The 21,298-nt window shown below is 54.7% G+C and carries 23 protein-coding genes; 9 read left to right on the plus strand and 14 right to left on the minus strand.

Annotated features, from left to right (window positions below):
- The first annotated feature begins 74 nt into the window (after positions 1 to 74).
- Positions 75 to 848: a DeoR/GlpR family DNA-binding transcription regulator gene (locus tag HV127_RS03615; RefSeq protein WP_182235040.1), complete on the plus strand. Its 774-nt coding sequence runs from the start codon at positions 75 to 77 to the stop codon at positions 846 to 848.
- Positions 849 to 963: 115 nt separating this feature from the next.
- Here the strand turns inward: HV127_RS03615 and rsmI are convergent, their stop codons facing one another.
- Positions 964 to 1,827: a 16S rRNA (cytidine(1402)-2'-O)-methyltransferase gene (gene rsmI, locus HV127_RS03620; RefSeq protein ID WP_182235041.1), complete on the minus strand. Its 864-nt coding sequence runs from the start codon at positions 1,825 to 1,827 to the stop codon at positions 964 to 966.
- A 63-nt stretch (positions 1,828 to 1,890) separates the two neighbouring features.
- Between rsmI and HV127_RS03625 the strand changes: the two genes are divergently transcribed.
- Genes HV127_RS03625 through dolP form a run of 4 tightly spaced genes read left to right on the plus strand, consistent with a single transcriptional unit; the run spans position 1,891 to position 5,538 of the window.
- On the plus strand, positions 1,891 to 3,996 hold the full coding sequence (locus HV127_RS03625) for a penicillin-binding protein activator (RefSeq protein WP_182235042.1): 2,106 nt from the start codon (positions 1,891 to 1,893) through the stop codon (positions 3,994 to 3,996).
- Positions 3,954 to 4,340, plus strand: a complete 387-nt coding sequence (locus tag HV127_RS03630) for a YraN family protein (RefSeq protein WP_182235043.1) — start codon at positions 3,954 to 3,956, stop codon at positions 4,338 to 4,340. The genes HV127_RS03625 and HV127_RS03630 overlap by 43 nt, the downstream gene beginning before the upstream one ends.
- 22 nt (positions 4,341 to 4,362) lie before the next feature.
- A complete protein-coding gene (gene diaA / locus HV127_RS03635) occupies positions 4,363 to 4,953 on the plus strand; it encodes a DnaA initiator-associating protein DiaA (RefSeq protein WP_110272899.1) in 591 nt (196 codons plus the stop codon).
- 9 nt (positions 4,954 to 4,962) lie between these two features.
- Complete coding sequence (dolP, locus tag HV127_RS03640; protein ID WP_110272898.1) at positions 4,963 to 5,538, plus strand: division/outer membrane stress-associated lipid-binding lipoprotein; 576 nt, start codon at positions 4,963 to 4,965, stop codon at positions 5,536 to 5,538.
- 157 nt (positions 5,539 to 5,695) lie between these two features.
- Here dolP and HV127_RS03645 read toward each other — a convergent pair whose 3' ends face one another.
- From HV127_RS03645 to HV127_RS03655, 3 genes are all read right to left on the minus strand, one after another.
- The gene (locus tag HV127_RS03645; RefSeq protein WP_182235044.1) at positions 5,696 to 6,736 is read right to left on the minus strand and encodes a permease; all 1,041 of its coding nucleotides are present in this window, start codon (positions 6,734 to 6,736) and stop codon (positions 5,696 to 5,698) included.
- A gap of 46 nt (positions 6,737 to 6,782) precedes the next feature.
- Positions 6,783 to 7,427 carry an NAD(P)H-binding protein gene (locus HV127_RS03650; RefSeq protein WP_182240555.1) on the minus strand — a complete coding sequence of 215 codons (645 nt, stop codon included), beginning with the start codon at positions 7,425 to 7,427 and terminating at the stop codon, positions 6,783 to 6,785.
- Positions 7,428 to 7,517: 90 nt separating this feature from the next.
- Positions 7,518 to 7,955 carry a YhbP family protein gene (locus HV127_RS03655; RefSeq protein WP_182235045.1) on the minus strand — a complete coding sequence of 146 codons (438 nt, stop codon included), beginning with the start codon at positions 7,953 to 7,955 and terminating at the stop codon, positions 7,518 to 7,520.
- Between the two features lie 55 nt (positions 7,956 to 8,010).
- On the opposite strand from HV127_RS03655, the gene HV127_RS03660 reads away from it, so the two are divergent.
- The gene (locus HV127_RS03660; protein WP_182235046.1) at positions 8,011 to 8,295 is read left to right on the plus strand and encodes a GIY-YIG nuclease family protein; all 285 of its coding nucleotides are present in this window, start codon (positions 8,011 to 8,013) and stop codon (positions 8,293 to 8,295) included.
- Here the strand turns inward: HV127_RS03660 and HV127_RS03665 are convergent.
- Positions 8,282 to 8,785 carry an N-acetyltransferase gene (locus HV127_RS03665; RefSeq protein WP_181484746.1) on the minus strand — a complete coding sequence of 168 codons (504 nt, stop codon included), beginning with the start codon at positions 8,783 to 8,785 and terminating at the stop codon, positions 8,282 to 8,284. The two genes, HV127_RS03660 and HV127_RS03665, sit on opposite strands and share 14 nt — an antisense overlap.
- The gene (locus tag HV127_RS03670; protein ID WP_112213587.1) at positions 8,779 to 9,303 is read right to left on the minus strand and encodes an SCP2 domain-containing protein; all 525 of its coding nucleotides are present in this window, start codon (positions 9,301 to 9,303) and stop codon (positions 8,779 to 8,781) included. Before HV127_RS03670 ends, HV127_RS03665 begins: the two co-directional genes overlap by 7 nt.
- A 221-nt stretch (positions 9,304 to 9,524) precedes the next feature.
- Here HV127_RS03670 and HV127_RS03675 point away from each other — a divergent pair, with 221 nt between their 5' ends.
- The 3 genes from HV127_RS03675 to HV127_RS03685 all read left to right on the plus strand — a co-directional run bounded on the left by HV127_RS03675 (position 9,525) and on the right by HV127_RS03685 (position 12,558).
- Positions 9,525 to 10,520 carry a peptidase U32 family protein gene (locus tag HV127_RS03675; RefSeq protein WP_049014787.1) on the plus strand — a complete coding sequence of 332 codons (996 nt, stop codon included), beginning with the start codon at positions 9,525 to 9,527 and terminating at the stop codon, positions 10,518 to 10,520.
- Positions 10,521 to 10,528: 8 nt separating this feature from the next.
- Positions 10,529 to 11,407: a U32 family peptidase gene (locus HV127_RS03680; RefSeq protein ID WP_182235047.1), complete on the plus strand. Its 879-nt coding sequence runs from the start codon at positions 10,529 to 10,531 to the stop codon at positions 11,405 to 11,407.
- Positions 11,408 to 11,550: 143 nt separating this feature from the next.
- Positions 11,551 to 12,558: a luciferase-like monooxygenase gene (locus tag HV127_RS03685; RefSeq protein WP_112213585.1), complete on the plus strand. Its 1,008-nt coding sequence runs from the start codon at positions 11,551 to 11,553 to the stop codon at positions 12,556 to 12,558.
- Positions 12,559 to 12,590: 32 nt separating this feature from the next.
- On the opposite strand, the gene mtr is transcribed toward HV127_RS03685, so the two are convergent.
- The 8 genes from mtr to rbfA all read right to left on the minus strand — a co-directional run bounded on the left by mtr (position 12,591) and on the right by rbfA (position 21,258).
- Complete coding sequence (mtr, locus tag HV127_RS03690; RefSeq protein ID WP_182235048.1) at positions 12,591 to 13,835, minus strand: tryptophan permease; 1,245 nt, start codon at positions 13,833 to 13,835, stop codon at positions 12,591 to 12,593.
- A gap of 145 nt (positions 13,836 to 13,980) precedes the next feature.
- Positions 13,981 to 15,951, minus strand: coding sequence for a DEAD/DEAH family ATP-dependent RNA helicase (locus HV127_RS03695; RefSeq protein ID WP_182235049.1), 1,971 nt, complete (start codon positions 15,949 to 15,951; stop codon positions 13,981 to 13,983).
- Entirely contained in the window at positions 15,944 to 16,024 is an 81-nt protein-coding gene (gene yrbN / locus HV127_RS03700) for a protein YrbN (protein WP_085903200.1), read from the minus strand. The genes HV127_RS03695 and yrbN overlap by 8 nt, the downstream gene beginning before the upstream one ends.
- Positions 16,025 to 16,126: 102 nt before the next feature.
- On the minus strand, positions 16,127 to 17,011 hold the full coding sequence (gene nlpI, locus HV127_RS03705; RefSeq protein ID WP_110272873.1) for a lipoprotein NlpI: 885 nt from the start codon (positions 17,009 to 17,011) through the stop codon (positions 16,127 to 16,129).
- A gap of 107 nt (positions 17,012 to 17,118) precedes the next feature.
- Positions 17,119 to 19,254: a polyribonucleotide nucleotidyltransferase gene (gene pnp, locus HV127_RS03710; RefSeq protein ID WP_112213570.1), complete on the minus strand. Its 2,136-nt coding sequence runs from the start codon at positions 19,252 to 19,254 to the stop codon at positions 17,119 to 17,121.
- A gap of 241 nt (positions 19,255 to 19,495) precedes the next feature.
- On the minus strand, positions 19,496 to 19,765 hold the full coding sequence (gene rpsO, locus HV127_RS03715) for a 30S ribosomal protein S15 (protein ID WP_004106090.1): 270 nt from the start codon (positions 19,763 to 19,765) through the stop codon (positions 19,496 to 19,498).
- A 147-nt stretch (positions 19,766 to 19,912) separates the two neighbouring features.
- Positions 19,913 to 20,857: a tRNA pseudouridine(55) synthase TruB gene (gene truB, locus HV127_RS03720; RefSeq protein ID WP_182235050.1), complete on the minus strand. Its 945-nt coding sequence runs from the start codon at positions 20,855 to 20,857 to the stop codon at positions 19,913 to 19,915.
- Positions 20,857 to 21,258, minus strand: a complete 402-nt coding sequence (rbfA, locus tag HV127_RS03725; RefSeq protein WP_110272870.1) for a 30S ribosome-binding factor RbfA — start codon at positions 21,256 to 21,258, stop codon at positions 20,857 to 20,859. Before rbfA ends, truB begins: the two co-directional genes overlap by 1 nt.
- Between the last annotated feature and the right edge of the window lie 40 nt (positions 21,259 to 21,298).

Below are 21,298 nucleotides of genomic sequence, written 5' to 3' on the forward strand. Positions count from 1 at the left end.
CTTTCGAAAATTATCGTTCAACTTTCGTTACCCTTCGATTACACTGAGATTAGTTAATAATCAGGCAAAGCAATATGAACTCATTTGAGCGAAGGAATAAAATCGTCGAAATGGTCAATGCGCAGGGTAGCGTATTGGTACTGGACCTTTCGAATCTCTTTGGCATCTCCGAAGTCACCATCCGGGCCGATCTACGCTTGCTGGAAGAAAAGGGTTTACTCACCCGCTTTCACGGCGGCGCAGCCAGACCGGGCAGCAATTTGACCGAAGGGGATAGCCAGGAAGTTGTACTTGAGGACCGCTATCAGCTGGCCAGCGACCCTAAAAAACGGATTGCCCAGGCCGCAGCGACGATGATTAGCGAAGGGATGACGGTGATCCTTGATAGCGGCAGCACCACCCTGCTGATTGCCGAGGAACTGGTACGTATGACCAATATCACGGTGATTACTAACAGTCTGCCTGCGGCCTTTACGTTATCGGAAAACAAAGATATCACCCTGGTGGTTTGCGGCGGTACCGTGCGCCATAAAACCCACTCCATGCACGGGACTATCGCCGAACGCTCGCTACAGGGTATCAGCGCCGACCTGATGTTTGTCGGTGCTGACGGTATCGACACCACCAACGGCATCACCACCTTTAATGAAGGTTACTCCATCAGCGGCGTTATGGCTGCAGCTGCCCATAAGGTGGTTGCCGTGCTGGATGCCAGCAAATTTAACCGTCGCGGGTTTAATCAGGTCCTGCCGATGGAGAAGATCAACTGCGTCATTACCGATAACGGGATAACCGAAGAGCATTGTAATGCGCTAAAAAACACGTCGATTGAGTTACAGATCGTATAGATATAAGGCAGATGTGGTGACATCTGCCTTATTGATAATATCGCTTCCAACTCTGATATCCAGCTAAAGAATCCGCCCGTCAACGTCGTCACTTTTTCTTCCGACAGAACTGCGGTTATTCTCCCTGCTGCTCCAGGGCATATTTATACAGCGCATTTTTCTTCACACCGTGGATCTCTGCTGCCAGAGCGGCGGCTTTCTTTAACGGCAGTTCAGCCTGCAACAGGGCCAGAGTACGCAGCGCGACCGCTGGCAGCGCCTCTTCCTGCGCTTTAAAGCCTTCAACGATCAGCACCATCTCGCCTTTGCGGCGGTTCTCGTCCTCTTTCACCCACGCCAGCAGCTCGCCGATTGGCGCGCCGTGGATAGATTCCCAGGTTTTGGTCAGCTCGCGCGCCAGCACCACGTAGCGGGATTCGCCCAACACGGTGCAGATATCGTCCAGACTTTCCAGCAAGCGGTGGGTGGACTCATAAAAGATAATCGTGCGCGGCTCTTCTTCCAGCGCCTTGAGCGTATCGCGACGCCCTTTTGACTTAGCGGGCAGAAAACCTTCATAGCAGAAACGATCCGAAGGCAGCCCGGCAGCACTTAGCGCCGCAATCGCTGCGCAAGGGCCTGGCAGCGGTACTACGCGGATATTGGCTTCACGGCAAACGCGCACCAGATGGTAGCCAGGATCGTTGATCAACGGCGTTCCGGCGTCAGAAACCAGGGCGATGTTTTGCCCTTGTTTTAATTTCGCCAGAAGTGTTTCAGCCTTTTGCTGCTCATTATGGTCGTGAAGCGCAAATAAACGGGCGTTAATCGCGAAATGCTGCAACAGCAAACCGGTATGGCGAGTGTCCTCCGCCGCAACTAAATCAACGGCTTGCAACACTTCCAGTGCGCGTTGCGTGATATCAGACAGATTTCCTATCGGAGTGGGTACAATATAGAGCTGTCCCTGAGAATTATCCGCTGATTCGTGTTGTTTCATTGTCTCGTCCGTATTGCCGATTTAATATTGAGCATTGAGCCAAAAAAATATCACTGGATACATATGGTACCGTCAACATTTCTTCGTTCTAAACCCGTGCGTTGTCTGCCCGTACTGCTGGCCGCTCTGATCTTTGCTGGCTGCGGCACCCATACTCCGGACCAAAGCACGGCGTATTTGCAGGGTACGGCACAAGCAGACTCCAGTTACTACCTGCAACAAATGCAGCAAAGCGCGAATGATAGCAAGACCAACTGGCAATTACTCGCCATTCGTGCACTGCTGAAGGAAGGTAAGAAACCGCAGGCCATCGACCTGTTCAATCAGCTACCGTCTAACCTCAACAGTACGCAAAGCCGCGAACAATCGCTGCTGGCGGTTGAAGTAAAGCTGGCGCAGAACGATTTCCAGGGCGCGCAGGCGCTGCTGAGTAAACTCAACCCAGCAGGCCTTGAGCAAAATCAACTGCCGCGCTACTGGCAGGCGCAAATCGACGCCAGCCAGGGGCAGCCCTCACTAAACCTGCTGCGGGCCCTGATCGCCCAGCAGCCGCTGCTGAGCCTGCCCGCGCAAAAGCAGAAGAATATCGACGCGACCTGGGCAGCGCTCACCGCGATGACCCAGGATCAGGCCAACGCGCTGGTCATTAACGCCGATGAGAACGTTTTACAGGGCTGGCTGGATCTACAGCGCATGTGGTTTGATAACCGCAGCGACCCGACAATGCTGAAAGCGGGCGTTAAAGACTGGCAGACCCGATATCCGCAAAATCCTGGCGCAAAAATGCTGCCCACGCAGTTAGGTAATATGCAAAATTACCAGGCCGCATCGACCAATAAAATCGCCCTGCTGCTGCCGCTAAACGGTCAGGCGGCGATATTTGGTCGCACAATCCAGCAGGGTTTTGAAGCGGCGAAAAACGGCGCACCAGCCGTTACCGGAAGCGCAGTGCCTGCTCAGGTCGCTCAGGCGGCAAACGTTGCTGATAGCGCCGTTGTGAGTCCGTCACAGGCGGAAGTGACCGATCTCACCACCACCAATAATGCACAAACCCCGGTACAGGCCCCGGCAGCCGATCAGGTACAAACTGCGGCTCCGGTCACCGCACCGGCGGCGGTTCAGGCCTCGACGCATCAAACTACCGACGCGACAGCAGAAACCACCAGTCAACCGGCAACGACAGCTCCGCAAACTCAGACAGTGGCAGCCACTCCGGCGAACCCTTCCGCCGAGCTGAAAATTTACGACACCACCACCCAGCCGATGAGTCAACTGCTGGCCCAGGTGCAGCAGGACGGCGCAACCATCGTTGTTGGTCCGCTGCTGAAAGAGAACGTCGAAGATGTTATCAAGAGCAATACTTCACTGAACGTGCTGGCGCTGAACCAGCCGGAGAAAGTCGAAAGCCGGGCTAATATCTGCTATTTCGCGCTCTCACCGGAAGATGAAGCCCGCGATGCGGCGCACCACATTCACGATCAGGGCAAGCAGACTCCGCTGCTTCTGGTGCCGCGCGGCGCATTAGGCGATCGGGTGGTTAGCGCCTTTGCCAACGAGTGGCTGAAGCTGGGCGGCGGTACGGTACTGCAACAGCGTTTAGGTTCAACCGCCGAACTGCGCGGCAGCGTCAACAGCGGTATCTCGTTGAGCGGCTCTCCGGTATCAACCCTGCCATCAGCGCAGGATAGCACCCTGGGTAGCCCGAGCGACGTGCCTGTCAGCAGTGGCGGCAGCGTCGACGCCGCGTATATCCTGGCAACGCCGGAACAGATTGGCTATATCAAACCCATGATTGCCCTGCGTAACGGCAGCCAAAGCGGTGTGACGCTGTATGCCAGCTCCCGCAGCTCTCAGGGCACTTCAGGTCCTGATTTCCGTCTGGAGATGGAAGGCTTACAATATAGCGAGATCCCGATGCTGGCAGGCAGCAACCCGGCGCTGCAACAACAAGCGTTAGCCGCCGTTCGCAACGACTACTCGCTGGCGCGCCTGTATGCCATGGGTGCCGACGCCTGGTCGCTGGCCAACCATTTTTCGCAAATGCGCCAGGTTTCCGGCTTTGAATTGAATGGCAACACCGGCGATCTCACGGCCACGCAGGATTGCGTGATCAACAGGAAACTGTCATGGCTCAAGTACCAGGGTGGACAAATCGTCGCAGCCAACTAAGTAAGCAGACCGGCGACGCCTGGGAAATCCAGGCTCGCCGCTGGCTGGAGAGCCAGGGTCTGCGTTTTATCGCCGCTAACGCTCATGAACGCGGCGGCGAGATTGACCTCATCATGCGCGACGGCAGCGTCACCGTGTTTGTGGAAGTGCGCTATCGTCGCAGCGCAAACTACGGTGATGCCGCTGCCAGCGTCACGCCGCAAAAGCAACAAAAACTGCTCAAAGCCGCGCGTCTGTGGCTCTCCCGACATAATGGGAGTTTTGAGACTGTGGATTGCCGTTTCGATGTGGTAGCCTTCACCGGAAACGACATCCAATGGCTAAAAAACGCCTTTGGCGAATAGCGTATATGAATTAAGGGATCCCGTGCTCGACAGAATTAAAGCCTGCTTCACCGAAAGCATTCAAACCCAAATTGCAGCAGCGGAAGCACTCCCGGACGCCATCTCCCGTGCGGCTATGACGCTCGTCCAGTCGCTGTTGAACGGCAACAAAATCCTCTGTTGTGGTAATGGTACTTCCGCCGCCAACGCACAGCATTTTGCTGCCAGCATGATTAATCGTTTTGAAACCGAGCGCCCTGGTTTACCTGCCATTGCACTAAATGCCGATAATGTGGTCTTAACCGCGATTGCCAACGATCGCCTGCACGACGAAATTTACGCCAAGCAGGTGCGCGCGTTGGGACACGCTGGCGACGTACTGCTGGCGATTTCTACGCGCGGCAACAGCCGGGATATCGTGAAAGCCGTGGAAGCGGCGGTCACCCGCGATATGACTATCGTGGCGTTTACCGGTTATGACGGCGGTGAACTGGCCGGCCTGCTGGGTCAGCAGGATGTCGAAATCCGTATTCCCTCGCATCGCAGCGCGCGAATTCAGGAAATGCACATGCTCACCGTCAATTGTTTGTGTGATTTGATTGATAACACGCTTTTTCCACACCAGGACGATTAAGGAGAACACATGAAGGCTCTCTCGCCCCTCGCCATTCTGCTTTCTGCGCTACTGCTTCAGGGATGCGTTGCTGCAGCGGTAGTCGGAACGGCAGCCGTTGGCACAAAAGCCGCGACGGACCCGCGTTCAGTGGGGACTCAGGTTGATGACAGTACGCTTGAGCTGCGCGTCAACAGCGCCTTGTCGAAAGATGAACAAATCAAAAAACAAGCTCGTATTAACGTTACTGCGTACCAGGGGAAAGTTCTGTTAACCGGGCAAACTCCGGTCGCCGACCTCTCTGCCCGCGCCAAGCAAATTGCTATGGGTGTTGAAGGGACAACGGAAGTGTTTAACGAAGTGCGTTCGGGCCAGCCGATCGGCTTAGGTACCGCCTCTTCGGACACCTGGATTACCACCAAGGTCCGCTCCCAGCTTCTGACGACCGACCAGGTGAAATCATCCAACGTGAAAGTGACGACCGAAAACGGTGAAGTGTTCCTGATGGGTCTGGTGACCGATCGTGAAGGACGCGCGGCGGCGGATATCGCCAGCCGGGTGAGTGGCGTATCTCGCGTGACAACCGCCTTTACCTATATCAAATAAGCCCTAATACATCCCGGCTGGCGCTACGCACCGCCTCCGGGAAACCACATCCAACGCGGCTTCTGATTATCTCCCCGGTGGCGGCTGACGCCTTACCGGGGCTACAAGTTCATCATCGTCTACTGTCACGTAGCCCGCGCCGCCTCCGGGGAAACCATCAGATTAATGCCAGCCCGCCGACCACCGCGCCGCATAGCGCCACCAATCCACCGGTCAACCACAGCGCCTTCGCCGGAAACGCTTTACGCAGCATAACCAACGACGGCACGCTAACCGCAGGCAACGTGATGAGCAGCGCCAGCGCGGGCGCGACGCCCATTCCCGCCAGCATCATGGTCTGAACGATGGGGATCTCCGCCGCCGTCGGGATAACAAACAGGCAGCCCGCAATCGCCATCGCTATCACCCAGAACAGCGTATTATCAACGACGCCATCGGCATGCGGGAATAGCCACACCCGTGCGGCTCCCAGCACCAGCACCGCCAGGATATAGACCGGGATCGTATTCCAGAACAGCGTCCACAGTGCACGCAGCCAGCGGCTAAAGAAACCATCCTGCGTCGTTTCCATCGGCAACTCAGGTACCTTAGAGGGCTGCGTCGCCGCCTCTTTTACCCATTTCTGCACCAGCGTTGCCACCACCAGCACGGTCGCCAACCCGGCGACTAACCGAATCAATGCAAACTGCCAGCCCAGCACAAAGCCCATAAACACCAGGGTCGCGGGATTGAGCAACGGGTTACCCATCCAGAATGCCAGCGCGCCGCCCATAGAAACCTGCTGCTTACGCATTCCCGCCGCCACTGGCGCGGCGCAGCAGGTGCACATCATACCAGGCAGCGAAAAGACTGCCCCAAGCAGCGTACCGCGAAAACGTGATTGTCCTAGCGTGCGCAGCAGCCAGTCGCGGGGAATCAGCACCTGAATTAATGACCCCAACAGTACACCTAATACCGCCGCTTTCCATACTGCAAGGAAATAAACTAGCGCGTAGTTCCAGGCCGCATGTAAGGGGTTGGCATCGCTATTGGCAAGAATGGATTTACCGATGCTGTGCGTCTCGGCCGCAGTAAATGCTTTACCGTAATAGGGCTGCCATTTGACGAACCACAGGCCGATGATAACGACGAGAAAAAAGAGCGCGGGTTTCCACCATTGAAATGATGATGCCGCCTGAGATGAAGACTGACCAGCCATAGCATTCCCCAGCAAAGAGTGAGCTTATAAATTGAAGCGCTGAATACTACGCCTCGCGGGCAGCGATTTCACGCAGTTTTGCTGATGGCAGAATGGTGACGCCTTCTGATGAGGGATTAAGGGCTTCAGCGAGCATTGCTCGCGCGACGTCACGGGCATCGATTGACTTCCAGTTGCCCGGCAGCAGGCGAAAAAGCGGTGCCAACACCACTTCATTGCCCCGCTTCTTCTGACGATCCCCAAGCAGCATGGAGGGACGGGCAAAGGTTAGCTGCGGCCATGCTTGGGCACGCAGGGCCTGTTCCATCTCGCCCTTGACGCGATTGTAGAAAAACATTGAATGCGGATCGGCCCCCATCGCGCTAACCACCAACATATGCTTCGCGCCCAGTCGAAGCCCAGTCAGCGCAGTATCGACCACCAGCGTATAATCAGCATGAATAAATGCCTCTTTACTGCCCGCCTCCCGCAGCGTCGTTCCCAGGCAGCAAAAAACGATCTCCACCGGATCGACAACCTGCGCCAGCGCGTCGCTTAATTGCGGATCGTGCGGATTGAGAATTCCTTGTGCATCAGCTAGCGGACGACGGGTTGGCGCAGTTATCGCGGTGATTCGCGGCTCCTGAACCAACATTCGAAGTAAGTGCCCACCAACCAGGCCGGTAGCCCCGGTTATCAGTACCTGAGTCATCATTGCTCCTTCAGCTAACCCGTCATTCAACAGCGGACAGCTTAGCGAAAGTATGTCGTAAACGGAGGGATCTGCACGCCAAAGCGGAGGTTACTGAGCTGGAGAATCACGCAGCCAGTATAGCTTCTTACCGAAGCCGAGCGTGTTATCGGTAAACTTAAGCTCATCGGGACGAATCTCCCACACCGGAGCCGATAACATGCGAGCTACCGGGAAGCGGCTGACGTAGCGCTTGCGCATCGCCACGGCTTCTTCACCTGCCAGCAGGCGGATTTCACCTTTAAACTGCACGCCGCGGATCAGCGCGACGGTTTTCGGCTGACCGTTGACCGTCCCGGCCACTTTGGCACGCACTCCGGTCATTTGACCATGGCGCGTCTTTTCATCGCTGAGCAGATAAAAAGCGACCGTTTCCGGGTCATAAACGTAAAAGGCATTGGCGCACCACAGCTCGTCATCACGGGTGACGCACCAGGTCACGACATGCTGCTTGCCCAGCCAGCGGCTGATAGCGGCGAGCGTATCCATCTTTACTCTCCAGTATGTTATGGTGCTCACACCTTAACATAGCGACCTTGGTACCGTGTGCTGGTTTCTCTATCTGATTCGTACTGCCGATAATCGGCTCTATACCGGAATTACCACCGATGTTTCGCGCCGCTTTTGCCAGCACCAGGATGGCAAGGGAGCGAAAGCGTTGCGGGGCAAAGGAGAGCTTCAGCTGGCTTTTAGTCATGAAGTTGGTGAACACTCACTAGCACTGCGGCTGGAGTATCGAATCAAGCAGCTAACGAAGCGCCAGAAAGAACGCCTCGTTGCTGGAGATGGTTCGTTTGAGACCCTGCTGGAGGATCTCAGAAGCGGTTAAAGTGGTCGCTATACTCAACCAGTCCGTGCACGCCTTCCAGCGCATCGTCGGCCAGGCGATGGACCTGGAAAGCCTCGGCGGTATCCGGCCAGCGGCAGCGCAGGTCAAAATTAGCGGCGGCTTCAAAGCCCAGGCGACCATATAGCGCCGGGTCGCCAAGCGTTACCACGGCGGCATAGCCAAACTCATTGAGTGAATCCAGCCCTTCGTAAACCAGCTGACGCCCAATGCCCTGACCACGGTAGCTTTCATCCACCGCCAACGGTGCAAGACCAACCCACTGTAGCTCTTCGCCTTCAACGGCGACCGGGCTAAAGGCCACATAGCCCACGACCTGACCTTCGTCATCCGTCGCCACCACGCCCAGCGTGATCAGGCCATCTTCACGCAGACTGTGCACCAGATCGGCTTCCGCATCGCTGCCGAAGGTGCGACGCAATAACGCGTCGATTCCCGGTGCATCAATCCCAATCTCTACTCGAATCAGCATGCCTCACCTACCGATGTCTGTTCAGGTTTCCGCGGGCCTTTCAGGCCAGCTTCAACAAAATCCGCCAGCTGTAGCAGCATCACGCGCAGCGCTTTTGGCATCTGCTCCAGCTCAATGGCATCCATCAGGTTTTTTACATACAGTCCCAGCTCGGTATCGCCTTCGATAACCAGCCGACGCTGGAAGAACAGCGTATCCGGATCCTGCTTACGCGCCGCAATCATCAGCAGATCGCTGGCATCGGCGCTAAAGCTGACGTCAGCTTCAGCCGTAGGACTCACCACCAGACGACCGTCAACAACCGAGGTATACCACAGCAGGCCGATATCACGCACATTAATACTTAACCAGCGCCCCTCGAGAAAATCCAGTTCCCCATCCGCCAGCGCCTGACGAAACTGCCAGCTTAATACTTGTTCCAGCACCTGGCGCTTGAGGGCAAAAGGCGCCAGCTTAACCGGCACGCTCATCATTGACGGGCCAAAGTGAACCAGTTTGGAACGCAGTTTATCCAACACAAGCTTTACTCCATGAATGCAATAGTTCCTCTATTGTGCCATATCAAATAAACGACATAGCGGCGTAAATCAACAAAATCACAATGTCGGGTACCTGGTATTGATTCCGCCAATACGCTTTTAACTGCCTCAAATCAAAAATTGTCACCAGAAGGTTAACTAAAATCCCTGCTCATTAACCATCCAGCGTCCCTGACGGGCCGCGTTTTTCAGGAAAAATTATGGAGCTGCTCTGCCCAGCCGGTAACCTTCCGGCGCTTAAGGCGGCCATCGAAAACGGCGCCGATGCCGTCTATATCGGGCTGAAAGATGACACCAACGCCCGCCACTTTGCCGGCCTTAATTTCACCGAAAAGAAACTGCAGGAAGCCGTCAGCTTTGTGCATCAGCATCGCCGTAAGCTGCATATTGCCATCAACACCTTTGCTCATCCTGATGGCTATGCCCGCTGGCAGCGTGCGGTCGACATGGCAGCCCAACTCGGGGCCGACGCGTTAATCCTCGCCGATATCGCGATGCTGGAGTACGCCGCCGAGCGCTATCCGCATATTGAGCGACACGTCTCCGTTCAGGCCTCGGCCACCAACGAAGAGGCAGTGAAGTTTTATCATCGCAATTTTGACGTTGCCCGCGTGGTGCTGCCGCGCGTCCTGTCGATTCATCAGGTCAAACAACTGGCGCGCGCCACGCCAGTACCGCTGGAGGTTTTCGCTTTCGGTAGCCTGTGCATCATGGCGGAAGGCCGCTGCTATCTCTCCTCATACCTGACCGGTGAATCACCAAATACCGTCGGCGCATGCTCACCCGCGCGTTTCGTTCGCTGGCAGCAAACGCCGCAGGGACTGGAATCACGGCTTAACGAAGTGCTGATAGACCGCTATCAGGATGGTGAAAACGCCGGTTATCCGACGCTGTGTAAAGGCCGTTATCTGGTCGACGGCGAGCGCTATCACGCGCTGGAAGAGCCCACCAGCCTGAACACCCTCGAGCTGCTGCCGGAACTAATGGCAGCAAATATCGCCTCAGTGAAAATCGAAGGCCGCCAGCGCAGCCCGGCGTACGTCACCCAGGTGGCAAAAGTCTGGCGTCAAGCGATCGACCGCTGCAAAGCCGATCCGCAGAACTTCGTGCCGCAATCGGCGTGGATGGAAACCCTCGGTTCCATGTCCGAAGGGACGCAAACCACCCTTGGCGCTTATCACCGTAAATGGCAGTGAGAACAGCAATGAAATATTCATTAGGGCCAGTGCTCTACTACTGGTCAAAAGAGACGCTGGAAGATTTTTACCAGCAGTCGGCAGGCTCCAGCGCGGATACGATTTATCTCGGTGAAGCGGTATGCAGCAAACGTCGCGCCACCAAAGTCGGCGACTGGATCGAGATGGCGAAAACGCTGGCGGGCAGCGGCAAGCAGGTGGTGCTCTCTACCCTCGCGCTGGTGCAGGCGTCCTCTGAACTGGGCGAACTGAAGCGCTATGTCGATAACGGCGAATTTCTGATTGAAGCCAGCGACCTTGGCGTCGTCAACTTGTGCGCAGAGCGTAAGCTGCCGTTCGTCGCCGGCCATGCGCTCAACTGCTATAACGCCGTCACCCTGCGTCTGCTGCTCAAACAGGGCATGGTTCGCTGGTGCATGCCGGTTGAGCTTTCCCGCGACTGGCTGGCGAATCTGCTGACCCAGTGCGACGAGCTGGGCATTCGCAACCAGTTCGAGGTTGAGGTCCTGAGCTACGGCCATCTGCCGCTGGCCTACTCCGCCCGCTGCTTTACCGCCCGCTCGGAAGACCGGCCAAAAGACGAATGCGAAACCTGCTGTATCAAATACCCCAACGGGCGCGACGTGCTCTCGCAGGAGAACCAACAGGTGTTCGTGCTCAACGGCATTCAGACCATGAGCGGCTACGTCTACAACCTCGGGAATGAGCTGAGCACCATGAACGGGCTGGTGGATATGGTTCGCCTGTCGCCGCTGGGCAATGAGACCTTCGCGATGCTGGATGCCTTCCGCGCCAATGAAAATGGCGCAGCGCCGCTGCCGCTGACGGCGAACAGCGACTGTAACGGTTACTGGCGACGCCTCGCCGGGCTGGAATTACAGAGCTGATATACCGCTCACTTTGTTAATGGCTATCGCTGCTTTTTAATGCACTATTAAAGTCGCAGCTTTTCTGGCTGGTGCATCCCGGATGCGCCAGGCTGGAAGAAGACCTTCAATCTGATGACGATGCTGTTGCAAAGTGAGCCTTTATGACTGACAAATCTATTCCGTTCTCGGTGCTCGATCTGGCGCCGATCCCGCAAGGTTCTTCCGCCAAGGAAGCCTTTTCCCATTCATTAGACCTGGCGCAGCTGGCTGAAAAACGCGGCTATCATCGCTACTGGCTGGCAGAGCACCATAATATGGTTGGTATCGCCAGCGCCGCGACCTCGGTACTGATTGGCTATCTTGCCGCTAATACTACCACCCTACATTTAGGCTCCGGTGGGGTAATGCTGCCCAACCATTCGCCACTGGTGATTGCTGAGCAGTTCGGCACGCTCAACACGCTCTATCCCGGACGTATCGATCTTGGCCTTGGCCGCGCGCCGGGCAGCGATCAGCCCACCATGCGCGCGCTGCGTCGCCATATGAGCGGCGATGTTGATAACTTCCCGCGCGATGTCGCGGAGCTGGTGGATTGGTTTGACGCTCGCGATCCGAATCCGCACGTGCGCCCGGTTCCCGGTTATGGTGAGAAGATCCCGGTCTGGCTGCTTGGTTCCAGCCTGTACAGCGCTCAGTTGGCAGCCCAGCTTGGCCTGCCGTTCGCCTTCGCCTCGCACTTCGCGCCGGATATGCTCTTCCAGGCCCTGCATCTCTATCGCTCTCATTTCAAACCGTCGGAACGGTTAGAGAAGCCGTACGCCATGGTGTGCATTAACATTATTGCTGCCGACAGCGACAGAGATGCGGAATTCCTGTTCACCTCGATGCAGCAGGCGTTTGTTAAACTACGCCGCGGCGAAGCCGGACAGCTGCCACCTCCGGTGCAAAATATGCATCAGCTGTGGTCTGCCTCTGAACAATATGGCGTCCAGCAGGCGCTGAGCATGTCGCTGGTGGGTGATAAGGCGAAAATCCGCCACGGGCTGGAGTCCATCCTGCGGGAAACTCAGGCCGATGAAATCATGGTCAACGGGCAAATCTTCGATAATCAGGCACGCCTGCATTCATTTGATTTGGCGATGCAGGTGAAAGAAGAGCTTCTCGGATAGTGAGCAATGCGGCATTTTCGCCGCATTTTCAATTATTGATAAGTCGGTAATACATTAAAACTCGACAGGAAATGCACGATGACGTTACCCAGACCGAACAGTAAAACCAGCGCAATCATCGGCTTTCCACCCCAAACGCGAAACAACGGGCTACCAAAGCGTTTACGCGATGCGCGAGCTAACAGCGCCGGTACAATTGCCGCCCAGATTGTGGCTGCCAGACCCGCATATCCGATGGCATACAGGAAACCATTCGGCCACAGCAGGCCACCAACCATCGGCGGAACAAAGGTCAGAATCGCGGTTTTAAAACGACCCAGCGCGGAATCGTCGAAACCGAACAGATCTGCCAGATAGTCGAACAGGCCGAGGGTCACGCCGAGAAATGAGCTGGCAACGGCAAAGTTTGAGAACACGACCAGCAGCAAATCCAGACTACGACTGTTCAGTACGCCACTCAGTGCCTGAACCAGCACATCGATATTACCGCCCTTCTGTGCAATGCCAACAAACTCTGGACGTGGGATATTACCCATCGTCACCAACAACCAAACCACATACAGACCCAGCGCCAGCAGCGTACCGTAAACCAGGCACTTAACGATAGTGCGTGGATCCTTGCCGTAATACTTCATCAGGCTCGGCACGTTGCCGTGATAGCCAAAAGATGCCAGGCAGAAAGGCAGCGTCATCAGCAAGTACGGCATATACGACGCATTTTGTTCGGCGACGTTAAACAATGTTGTCGGCTGAACGTGTCCCAGCAGGCTACCGAAGGTCAGAAAGAAGGTAATGACCTTCGCACCCAGCACAATGGCCGTCATTCGACTTACCGCTTTAGTACTCAACCAGACGATAAACGCCACCAACAAGGCAAAGCCAAAGCCAGCAGCCCGTGCCGGAACGTTCAACGACATTTCCGCAAAAGTATGATGCAGGATCGAGCCGCTGGCGGAGATGTAAGCGTAGGTCAGGATATAAAGTACAAAAGCAATAGATACGCCATTGATTAGATTCCAGCCTCTACCAAGCAGATCTTTAGTAATAGTATCGAAGCTGGAACCAATCCGATAATTCAGGTTTGCTTCAAGGATCATCAACCCGGAATGCAACATGCAAAACCAGGTAAAAACCAGTGCTGCCAGCGACCAGAAAAACCACGCACCGGACATGACCACCGGCAGCGAGAACATACCCGCACCAATAATTGTCCCGCCGATAATCACCACGCCGCCAAACAAGGACGGTCGGGTTGCCGTAGTGGTAAGTGTCGCCATTTGCCGAAATCTCCAGTCGAAAATACTTTATCTCATTATTAACGTGACGCACTGTACCAGTACACGAGTACAAAAGAAATAAAAAAAGCCCCAATCATAAAGATCGGGGCTGTATCATTTACTTTACGTTAGCGGATAACGCTAATTACGCATCGCCACCGAAACGACGACGGCCTGCGGAGTCATCACGACGCGGAGCAGCACCAGCATCATCGCGGCGCGGCACACGGTTACCACCGTCACGACGCTCGCCGCTGAAACGACGACCATCACCACGACCACCTTCACGACGCTCGCCGCTGAAACCACGGCCTTCACGACGTTCACCGCCGCCACCGAAGCTACGGCCACCTTCACGACGCTCACCACCACCACGGCGTTCACCGCCACGGTCTGGACGCGGCTGAGCATCACCCAGCAGCTGCATGTTCATCGGCTTGTTCAGGATGCGAGTACGAGTAAAGTGCTGTAATACTTCGCCCGGCATACCTTTCGGCAGCTCGATAGTCGAGTGGGTACCGAACAGCTTGATGTTGCCGATATAACGGCTGCTGATGTCGCCTTCATTGGCAATAGCACCAACGATATGACGAACTTCAACACCATCATCGCGGCCAACTTCAATGCGGTACAGCTCCATATCGCCAACTTCACGACGCTCACGCTTCGGACGATCTTCGCCACTACGCTCAGGACGATCGCCACGCGGACCACGGTCATTGCGGTCGCCGCGACGTTCGAAACGATCGTCACGATCGCGGAACTCGCGCTTAGGACGCATCGGCGCATCCGGCGGCAGGATCAGCGGACGCTCACCCTGAGCCATTTTCAGCAATGCTGCGGCCAGAGTTTCAACATCCAGCTCTTCGCCTTCAGCTGACGGCTGAATATTTGCCAGCAGTGCGCGGTACTGATCCAAATCGCTGCTTTCCAGCTGCTGCTGAACTTTCGCTGCGAATTTTTCCAGACGACGTTTGCCCAGCAGTTCTGCGTTCGGCAGCTCTACTTCTGGAATAGTCAGCTTCATAGTGCGTTCAATGTTACGCAGCAGACGACGCTCGCGGTTCTCAACGAACAGCAGAGCACGACCCGCGCGACCCGCACGGCCGGTACGACCAATACGGTGAACATAAGATTCTGAATCCATAGGGATATCGTAGTTAACAACCAGGCTGATACGCTCAACGTCCAGACCACGTGCTGCTACGTCGGTTGCAATCAGAATATCCAGACGGCCATCTTTCAGACGTTCCAGAGTCTGCTCGCGCAGGGACTGGTTCATGTCACCGTTCAGCGCTGCGCTGTTATAACCGCTACGCTCCAGCGCTTCGGCCACTTCCAGGGTCGCGTTTTTGGTACGCACGAAAATAATCGCCGCATCAAAATCTTCCGCTTCCAGGAAACGCACCAGCGCTTCGTTTTTACGCATACCGTAAGCAGTCCAGTAGCTCTGGCTGATGTCCGGGCGAGTAGTGACGCTGGACTGGATGCGAACTTCCTGCGGCTCTTTCATAAAGCGGCGGGTAATACGACGAATCGCTTCCGGCATGGTGGCGGAGAACAGAGCGGTCTGATGACCTTCCGGGATCTGCGCCATAATAGTTTCTACGTCTTCGATAAAGCCCATGCGCAGCATTTCGTCAGCTTCATCCAGTACCAGACCGCTCAGTTTAGAGAGATCCAGCGTACCGCGTTTCAGGTGATCCAGCAGACGACCCGGGGTACCGACAACGATCTGTGGCCCCTGACGCAGTGCGCGTAGCTGCACGTCATAACGCTGGCCGCCGTAAAGGGCAACCACGTTTACGCCGCGCATATGTTTAGAAAAATCCGTCATTGCTTCGGCTACCTGTACCGCCAGTTCGCGGGTCGGTGCCAGCACCAGAATCTGTGGCGCTTTCAGCTCAGGATCAAGGTTGTTCAGCAGCGGTAAAGAAAACGCTGCGGTTTTACCGCTACCCGTCTGGGCCATACCCAGAACGTCACGGCCGCCCAGAAGATGCGGAATGCACTCAGCCTGGATCGGAGATGGTTTTTCGTAACCCAGATCGTTAAGCGCTTCAAGGATGGGAGCCTTCAGGCCCAGATCTGCAAAAGTGGTTTCGAATTCAGCCATGTAGTACGTGTGCCTCAAAATTAATGGCGGCCAGTCTACATAACTCATCGTGAAAATTTACGGTAATTTTCATTGAAAAGTGTGAACCGGCTCAAAGTAGGTGTATTAACGAACAACAACGCCCTCACCCGTTAAGGTGATGGCAATAAAAAAATTGGGCTGATGTGTTCGTCAGCTATTGCTGGTCCGATTCTGCCAGGTCATCTTGCTCCTGGCCCAAGAGCGATAATTCCAACAATGCGTATCGGTGCTCAACGTAGTTATGAACGTTGTTTGCGACCGCCAGTTTGAACAGTGCCGTAGCGCTGTCCTTGTCCCCCAGACTTAGGTAGTACTTACCTAAATAGAAGTTGGTTTCACTGAGATGCTCAGCGAGCGAGGTGTTATCCGTTGCGTCTGCCTTCAGACGATCCATTAGCTCTTTTTCGCTAATGTCGCCAAGGTAGAACCCGACAATGTTCCATCCCCATTGTTCTTTGTCCGACTTGTCTAAGCGCTGTCTCAGTGCTTCAAGCGCCTGCTTCTCATCGAGCTTACGCTCAGCGAGATAAAGCCACAGGCTTCGGAAAGGATCATTGGGATCGTCTTGATAAAACGCCAGCAGATCATCTTGCGCTAACTTAGCACGACCACCGTAATACAGAGCGATGCCGCGATTTAAGTGCGCGTAGTTGTAAGTTGGATCAAGCTCAAGTACAGAATCAAACGCTTCATAGGCAGCGTCAAAATTGCCTGCCTGCGTTAAATAAATGCCTAAGTAATTGAATACTTCAGGCATATCTGGTCGGATTGCCAGCGCTTGTGAAAAATCATTTCGCGCTAATGCCCTCAGACCGAGACTATCATACAACACTCCGCGCTCATATAAAAGCTGTGCGCGTTCGTCATCGGTTAAAGCCCGACTGGCAAGAATTTGTTCCATGCGCGCCAGAATCACTTCTTGCTGCAAAGTCGGTTGCAATGGCACCGCGAGGACTGCGTCCTTACGCCAGGCAGAATTGCTGCATCCTGCCAGCGTGAGAGCTGTCGCCACGAAACACCAGCGCAAAAAAGGCTTCATTTCCCACTCCCGAAGACAACGATTGGATGAACGTCCAGTTCCCCGGCTGCAAACAAGGCGTCCTGCCCGTAATACGCCCTCCGCAATGCGGAGGGCAAACGGCAACCTTACTCGCCCTGTTCAGCGGCCGGAGCTTCCGGCGCGTTCGCAGGCTGAGTTTGTTCAGTTGCTTCTTTAATGCTCAGACGGACACGGCCCTGGCGGTCAACTTCCAGAACTTTAACCGGCACTTCCTGACCCATCTGCAGGTAGTCAGTCACTTTCTCAACGCGCTTATCGGCGATTTGAGAAATATGAACCAGACCCTCTTTACCGCCGCCAATGGCAACAAACGCGCCAAAGTCAACGATACGAGTCACTTTACCATTGTAGATACGGCCAACTTCGATCTCAGCAGTGATCTCTTCGATACGACGGATAGCATACTTCGCTTTCTCACCGTCGGTCGCTGCGATCTTCACAGTACCGTCATCTTCGATTTCGATAGTAGTGCCGGTTTCTTCGGTCAGAGCACGAATAACAGAACCGCCTTTACCGATAACGTCTTTGATCTTGTCTGGGCTGATCTTAATGGTATGGATACGCGGAGCGAACTGAGAGATGTCGCCGCGCGGCGCGTTGATCGCCTGTTCCATCACGCCCAGGATGTGTAGACGCGCACCTTTAGCCTGGTTCAGAGCAACCTGCATGATCTCTTTGGTGATACCTTCAATTTTGATATCCATCTGCAGCGCAGAGATACCATCGCGGGTACCCGCCACTTTGAAGTCCATATCGCCCAGGTGATCTTCATCGCCAAGGATGTCAGACAGAACAACAAAGTTTTCGCCTTCTTTCACCAGACCCATTGCGATACCCGCAACGGCGGCTTTAATCGGCACACCTGCGTCCATCAGCGCCAGAGAAGCACCACACACGGAAGCCATGGAAGAAGAACCATTGGATTCGGTGATTTCAGACACAACACGTACGGTGTACGGGAATTTGTCCAGATCCGGCATCACTGCCAGCACGCCGCGTTTCGCCAGACGACCATGACCGATTTCACGACGCTTCGGAGAACCAACCATGCCAGTCTCGCCTACGCAGTACGGAGGAAAGTTGTAGTGGAACAGGAAGTTGTCAGTGCGCTCGCCCATCAGCTCGTCGAGGTTCTGTGCATCACGGGTGGTGCCCAGGGTCGCGGTAACCAGCGCCTGAGTTTCGCCACGGGTGAACAGTGCAGAACCGTGAGTACGTGGTAGTACGCCAGTACGAACGTCCAGACCGCGGATCATGTCTTTTTCGCGACCATCGATACGCGGCTCGCCTGCCAGTACGCGGCTACGAACAACGTTTTTCTCGATAGCGTGCAGGATTTCACCCAGTTCGTTAGCGTCCAGGGTTTCATCTTCCGCAACCAGAGTAGCGATAGTTTCAGATTTGATCACGTCAACCTGAGCATAACGCTCTTGTTTGTCAGTAATGCGGTAAGCATCGCTCAGGCGTGCTTCAGCCAGCGCAGCAACGCGCGCATTCAGCGCTTCGTTTACGGCTTCAGGCTGCCAATCCCAACGTGGTTTACCGGCTTCTTTTACCAGGTCGTTGATCGCCTGGATAACAACCTGCTGCTGATCATGACCAAACACAACAGCACCCAGCATCTGGTCTTCACTCAGCAGTTCTGCTTCGGATTCAACCATCAGCACAGCGCCTTCTGTACCGGCAACAACCAGGTTCAGCTTGCTTTCCTTCAGCTCGTCCTGAGTCGGGTTCAGTACGTACTGGTCATTGAGATAACCAACACGTGCAGCGCCGATAGGGCCGTTGAACGGAATGCCGGACAGGGACAGGGCAGCGGATGCACCAATCATTGCCACGATATCCGGATTAACCTGCGGGTTAACGGAAACGACAGTTGCAATAACCTGGACTTCGTTAACGAAGCCTTCCGGGAACAGCGGACGAACCGGGCGGTCAATCAGACGCGCGATCAGTGTTTCGCCTTCACTCGGACGGCCTTCACGACGGAAGAAGCTACCCGGAATACGACCAGCAGCGTAGGTACGCTCCTGATAGTTAACGGTCAGCGGAAAGAAGTCCTGGCCTGGTTTCGCTTTTTTCTGACCAACAACGGTAACAAATACCGCAGTGTCATCCATGCTTACCATTACGGCGGCAGTTGCCTGACGCGCCATCATGCCAGTTTCCAGCGTTACGGTATGTTGGCCGTACTGGAATTTACGAACGATCGGATTAAGCAAAGTTCTATCCTTTTTATATATCGATGACATCGTATCCACGATACGATATCTAATGACCCGATCCCCTGCATCCTCGCGACTAATGACAACCTTTACCCGCCCCTGCGGATGAAGCCTCTCATTAGCCGCGCGAACCTCTGCACGAAGATCATTAATAGCAACAATACATGAGTTTCCAGTGAATTGCTGCCGCCCGGTCGAAAAAAGGGGCCGTGAGGCCCCTTTTCTGAAACTCGCAGAATTAGCGACGCAGACCCAGACGCTCGATCAGCGAAGAGTAACGTGCAACATCTTTACGTTTCAGGTAGTCGAGCAGTTTACGACGCTGAGAAACCATACGCAGCAGACCACGACGGCTGTGGTGATCTTTTTTGTGCTCTGCAAAGTGACCTTGCAGGTGGTTGATCTGTGCAGTCAGCAGGGCAACCTGAACTTCAGTAGAACCGCTGTCGTTTTCGCCACGACCAAACTCAGAAACGATTTTTGCTTTAGCTTCAACGCTTAGAGACATTTTCAAACTCCAAAATTAAAAGAAAGAAAGGGTGCCGATCTCTAATTCAGCAACCCCTGATATAACACCCGAAAATGTTAAAACACTTTGGCGGGCATTAAGCGGCGATATTCTACTCGCAGCAGCCTTTTATCGCAAGAAAAGCACTCAGGCAGGGTATTCAACCACCAGCCGACGGGGAGCCACACGGCCTTCGTCGTCAATCTCACCCATGCCAAGAAACTTTTCTTCTTCACCTTCGGTTACGCGAACTAATCCGTGCAGCCCCGCACTCGAGGTACGAACGGGGTTACCGTTTTTAAAGTATACTGCCGAAGTTTCCGGAATATTAACCAGCGGATAATCCGAAGCGGGACTGTCCATTGGCATCAGTAACGGGTCCAAAAGCTGCGCTGCTGGAATATCTTGCGTATTAGCCTGCTCAACCAGAGCCTGCAGCTGCTCCAGTGTCACCATCCGCTCAACCGGGTATTTACTGACCGCTAGACGACGCAGGAAAATCACATGCGCACCGCAACCGAGTTTCTCACCTAGATCATCGATAATTGTGCGAATGTAGGTACCTTTAGAACAGTGAATTTCCAGTTCAAGTTCATCACCTTCATGACGGATGAACAGTAGCTCATAGACTGTAATTGGTCGTGATTCACGCGGTACTTCAATCCCCTGACGGGCATATTCGTACAGTTTTTTTCCCTGGTATTTCAGCGCCGAATACATCGACGGCACCTGCTGGGTTTCCCCACGGAAACTGTCGAGTGTCGCAGCAAGCTGTTCCGCGCTAAAGGTCATCGCACGTTCTTCCACGACCTGCCCATCAGCATCAGAAGTATCAGTACGCTGACCAAGCTTAGCAATCACACGGTAGCGCTTATCAGAATCCAGCAGATACTGGGAAAACTTGGTCGCTTCCCCAAGGCAAATCGGCAGCATACCGGTCGCAAGCGGATCCAGTGCGCCAGTGTGCCCGGCCCGGTTGGCGTTATAAATACGTTTTACTTTCTGTAGCACGTCGTTACTGGACGCACCTTGCGGTTTATCCAGCAACAATACGCCGTGCACATCACGACCGCGACGACGAGGACGACTCATTAGTCCTCCTTGCTGTCGTCCGGGTTCACACGACGTTCATCATCATGCTTCACCACGCTGGTTACCAGATTCGACATGCGCATCCCTTCTACTAATGAATTGTCGTAGAAGAACGTCAGCTCAGGAACGATACGCAGGCGCATTGCTTTCCCCAGCAGCGAGCGGATAAAACCGGATGCTTCCTGCAACGCTTTGATACCCGCTTTTACAGCGGCTTCATCCTGGTCGTTCAGAAAGGTAACAAACACTTTGGCATAGGCCAGATCGCGAGACATTTCCACGCCGGAAACGGTCGTCATCATGCCCAGACGCGGGTCTTTAATTTCGCGCTGCAGGATGATAGCAATCTCTTTTTGCATCTCCTGAGCTACGCGCTGCGGGCGACCAAATTCTTTCGCCATAATAAATTCTCCAGACAAATAAGGGGGCCACGCGGCCCCC

The organism is Klebsiella sp. RHBSTW-00215 (assembly GCF_014103785.1).
Classification (GTDB): domain Bacteria; phylum Pseudomonadota; class Gammaproteobacteria; order Enterobacterales; family Enterobacteriaceae; genus Klebsiella.

Coding starts and splice junctions, on each gene's coding strand:
- HV127_RS03615 (WP_182235040.1), top strand. CDS start 75: ATGAACTCATTTGAGCGAAGGAATAAAATCGTCGAAATGGTCAATGCG.
- rsmI (WP_182235041.1), bottom strand. CDS start 1,827: ATGAAACAACACGAATCAGCGGATAATTCTCAGGGACAGCTCTATATT.
- HV127_RS03625 (WP_182235042.1), top strand. CDS start 1,891: ATGGTACCGTCAACATTTCTTCGTTCTAAACCCGTGCGTTGTCTGCCC.
- HV127_RS03630 (WP_182235043.1), top strand. CDS start 3,954: ATGGCTCAAGTACCAGGGTGGACAAATCGTCGCAGCCAACTAAGTAAG.
- dolP (WP_110272898.1), top strand. CDS start 4,963: ATGAAGGCTCTCTCGCCCCTCGCCATTCTGCTTTCTGCGCTACTGCTT.
- HV127_RS03645 (WP_182235044.1), bottom strand. CDS start 6,736: ATGGCTGGTCAGTCTTCATCTCAGGCGGCATCATCATTTCAATGGTGG.
- HV127_RS03650 (WP_182240555.1), bottom strand. CDS start 7,427: ATGACTCAGGTACTGATAACCGGGGCTACCGGCCTGGTTGGTGGGCAC.
- HV127_RS03655 (WP_182235045.1), bottom strand. CDS start 7,955: ATGGATACGCTCGCCGCTATCAGCCGCTGGCTGGGCAAGCAGCATGTC.
- HV127_RS03665 (WP_181484746.1), bottom strand. CDS start 8,785: ATGCTGATTCGAGTAGAGATTGGGATTGATGCACCGGGAATCGACGCG.
- HV127_RS03675 (WP_049014787.1), top strand. CDS start 9,525: ATGGAGCTGCTCTGCCCAGCCGGTAACCTTCCGGCGCTTAAGGCGGCC.
- HV127_RS03680 (WP_182235047.1), top strand. CDS start 10,529: ATGAAATATTCATTAGGGCCAGTGCTCTACTACTGGTCAAAAGAGACG.
- HV127_RS03685 (WP_112213585.1), top strand. CDS start 11,551: ATGACTGACAAATCTATTCCGTTCTCGGTGCTCGATCTGGCGCCGATC.
- mtr (WP_182235048.1), bottom strand. CDS start 13,835: ATGGCGACACTTACCACTACGGCAACCCGACCGTCCTTGTTTGGCGGC.
- HV127_RS03695 (WP_182235049.1), bottom strand. CDS start 15,951: ATGGCTGAATTCGAAACCACTTTTGCAGATCTGGGCCTGAAGGCTCCC.
- yrbN (WP_085903200.1), bottom strand. CDS start 16,024: ATGAAAATTACCGTAAATTTTCACGATGAGTTATGTAGACTGGCCGCC.
- nlpI (WP_110272873.1), bottom strand. CDS start 17,011: ATGAAGCCTTTTTTGCGCTGGTGTTTCGTGGCGACAGCTCTCACGCTG.
- rpsO (WP_004106090.1), bottom strand. CDS start 19,765: ATGTCTCTAAGCGTTGAAGCTAAAGCAAAAATCGTTTCTGAGTTTGGT.
- truB (WP_182235050.1), bottom strand. CDS start 20,857: ATGAGTCGTCCTCGTCGTCGCGGTCGTGATGTGCACGGCGTATTGTTG.
- rbfA (WP_110272870.1), bottom strand. CDS start 21,258: ATGGCGAAAGAATTTGGTCGCCCGCAGCGCGTAGCTCAGGAGATGCAA.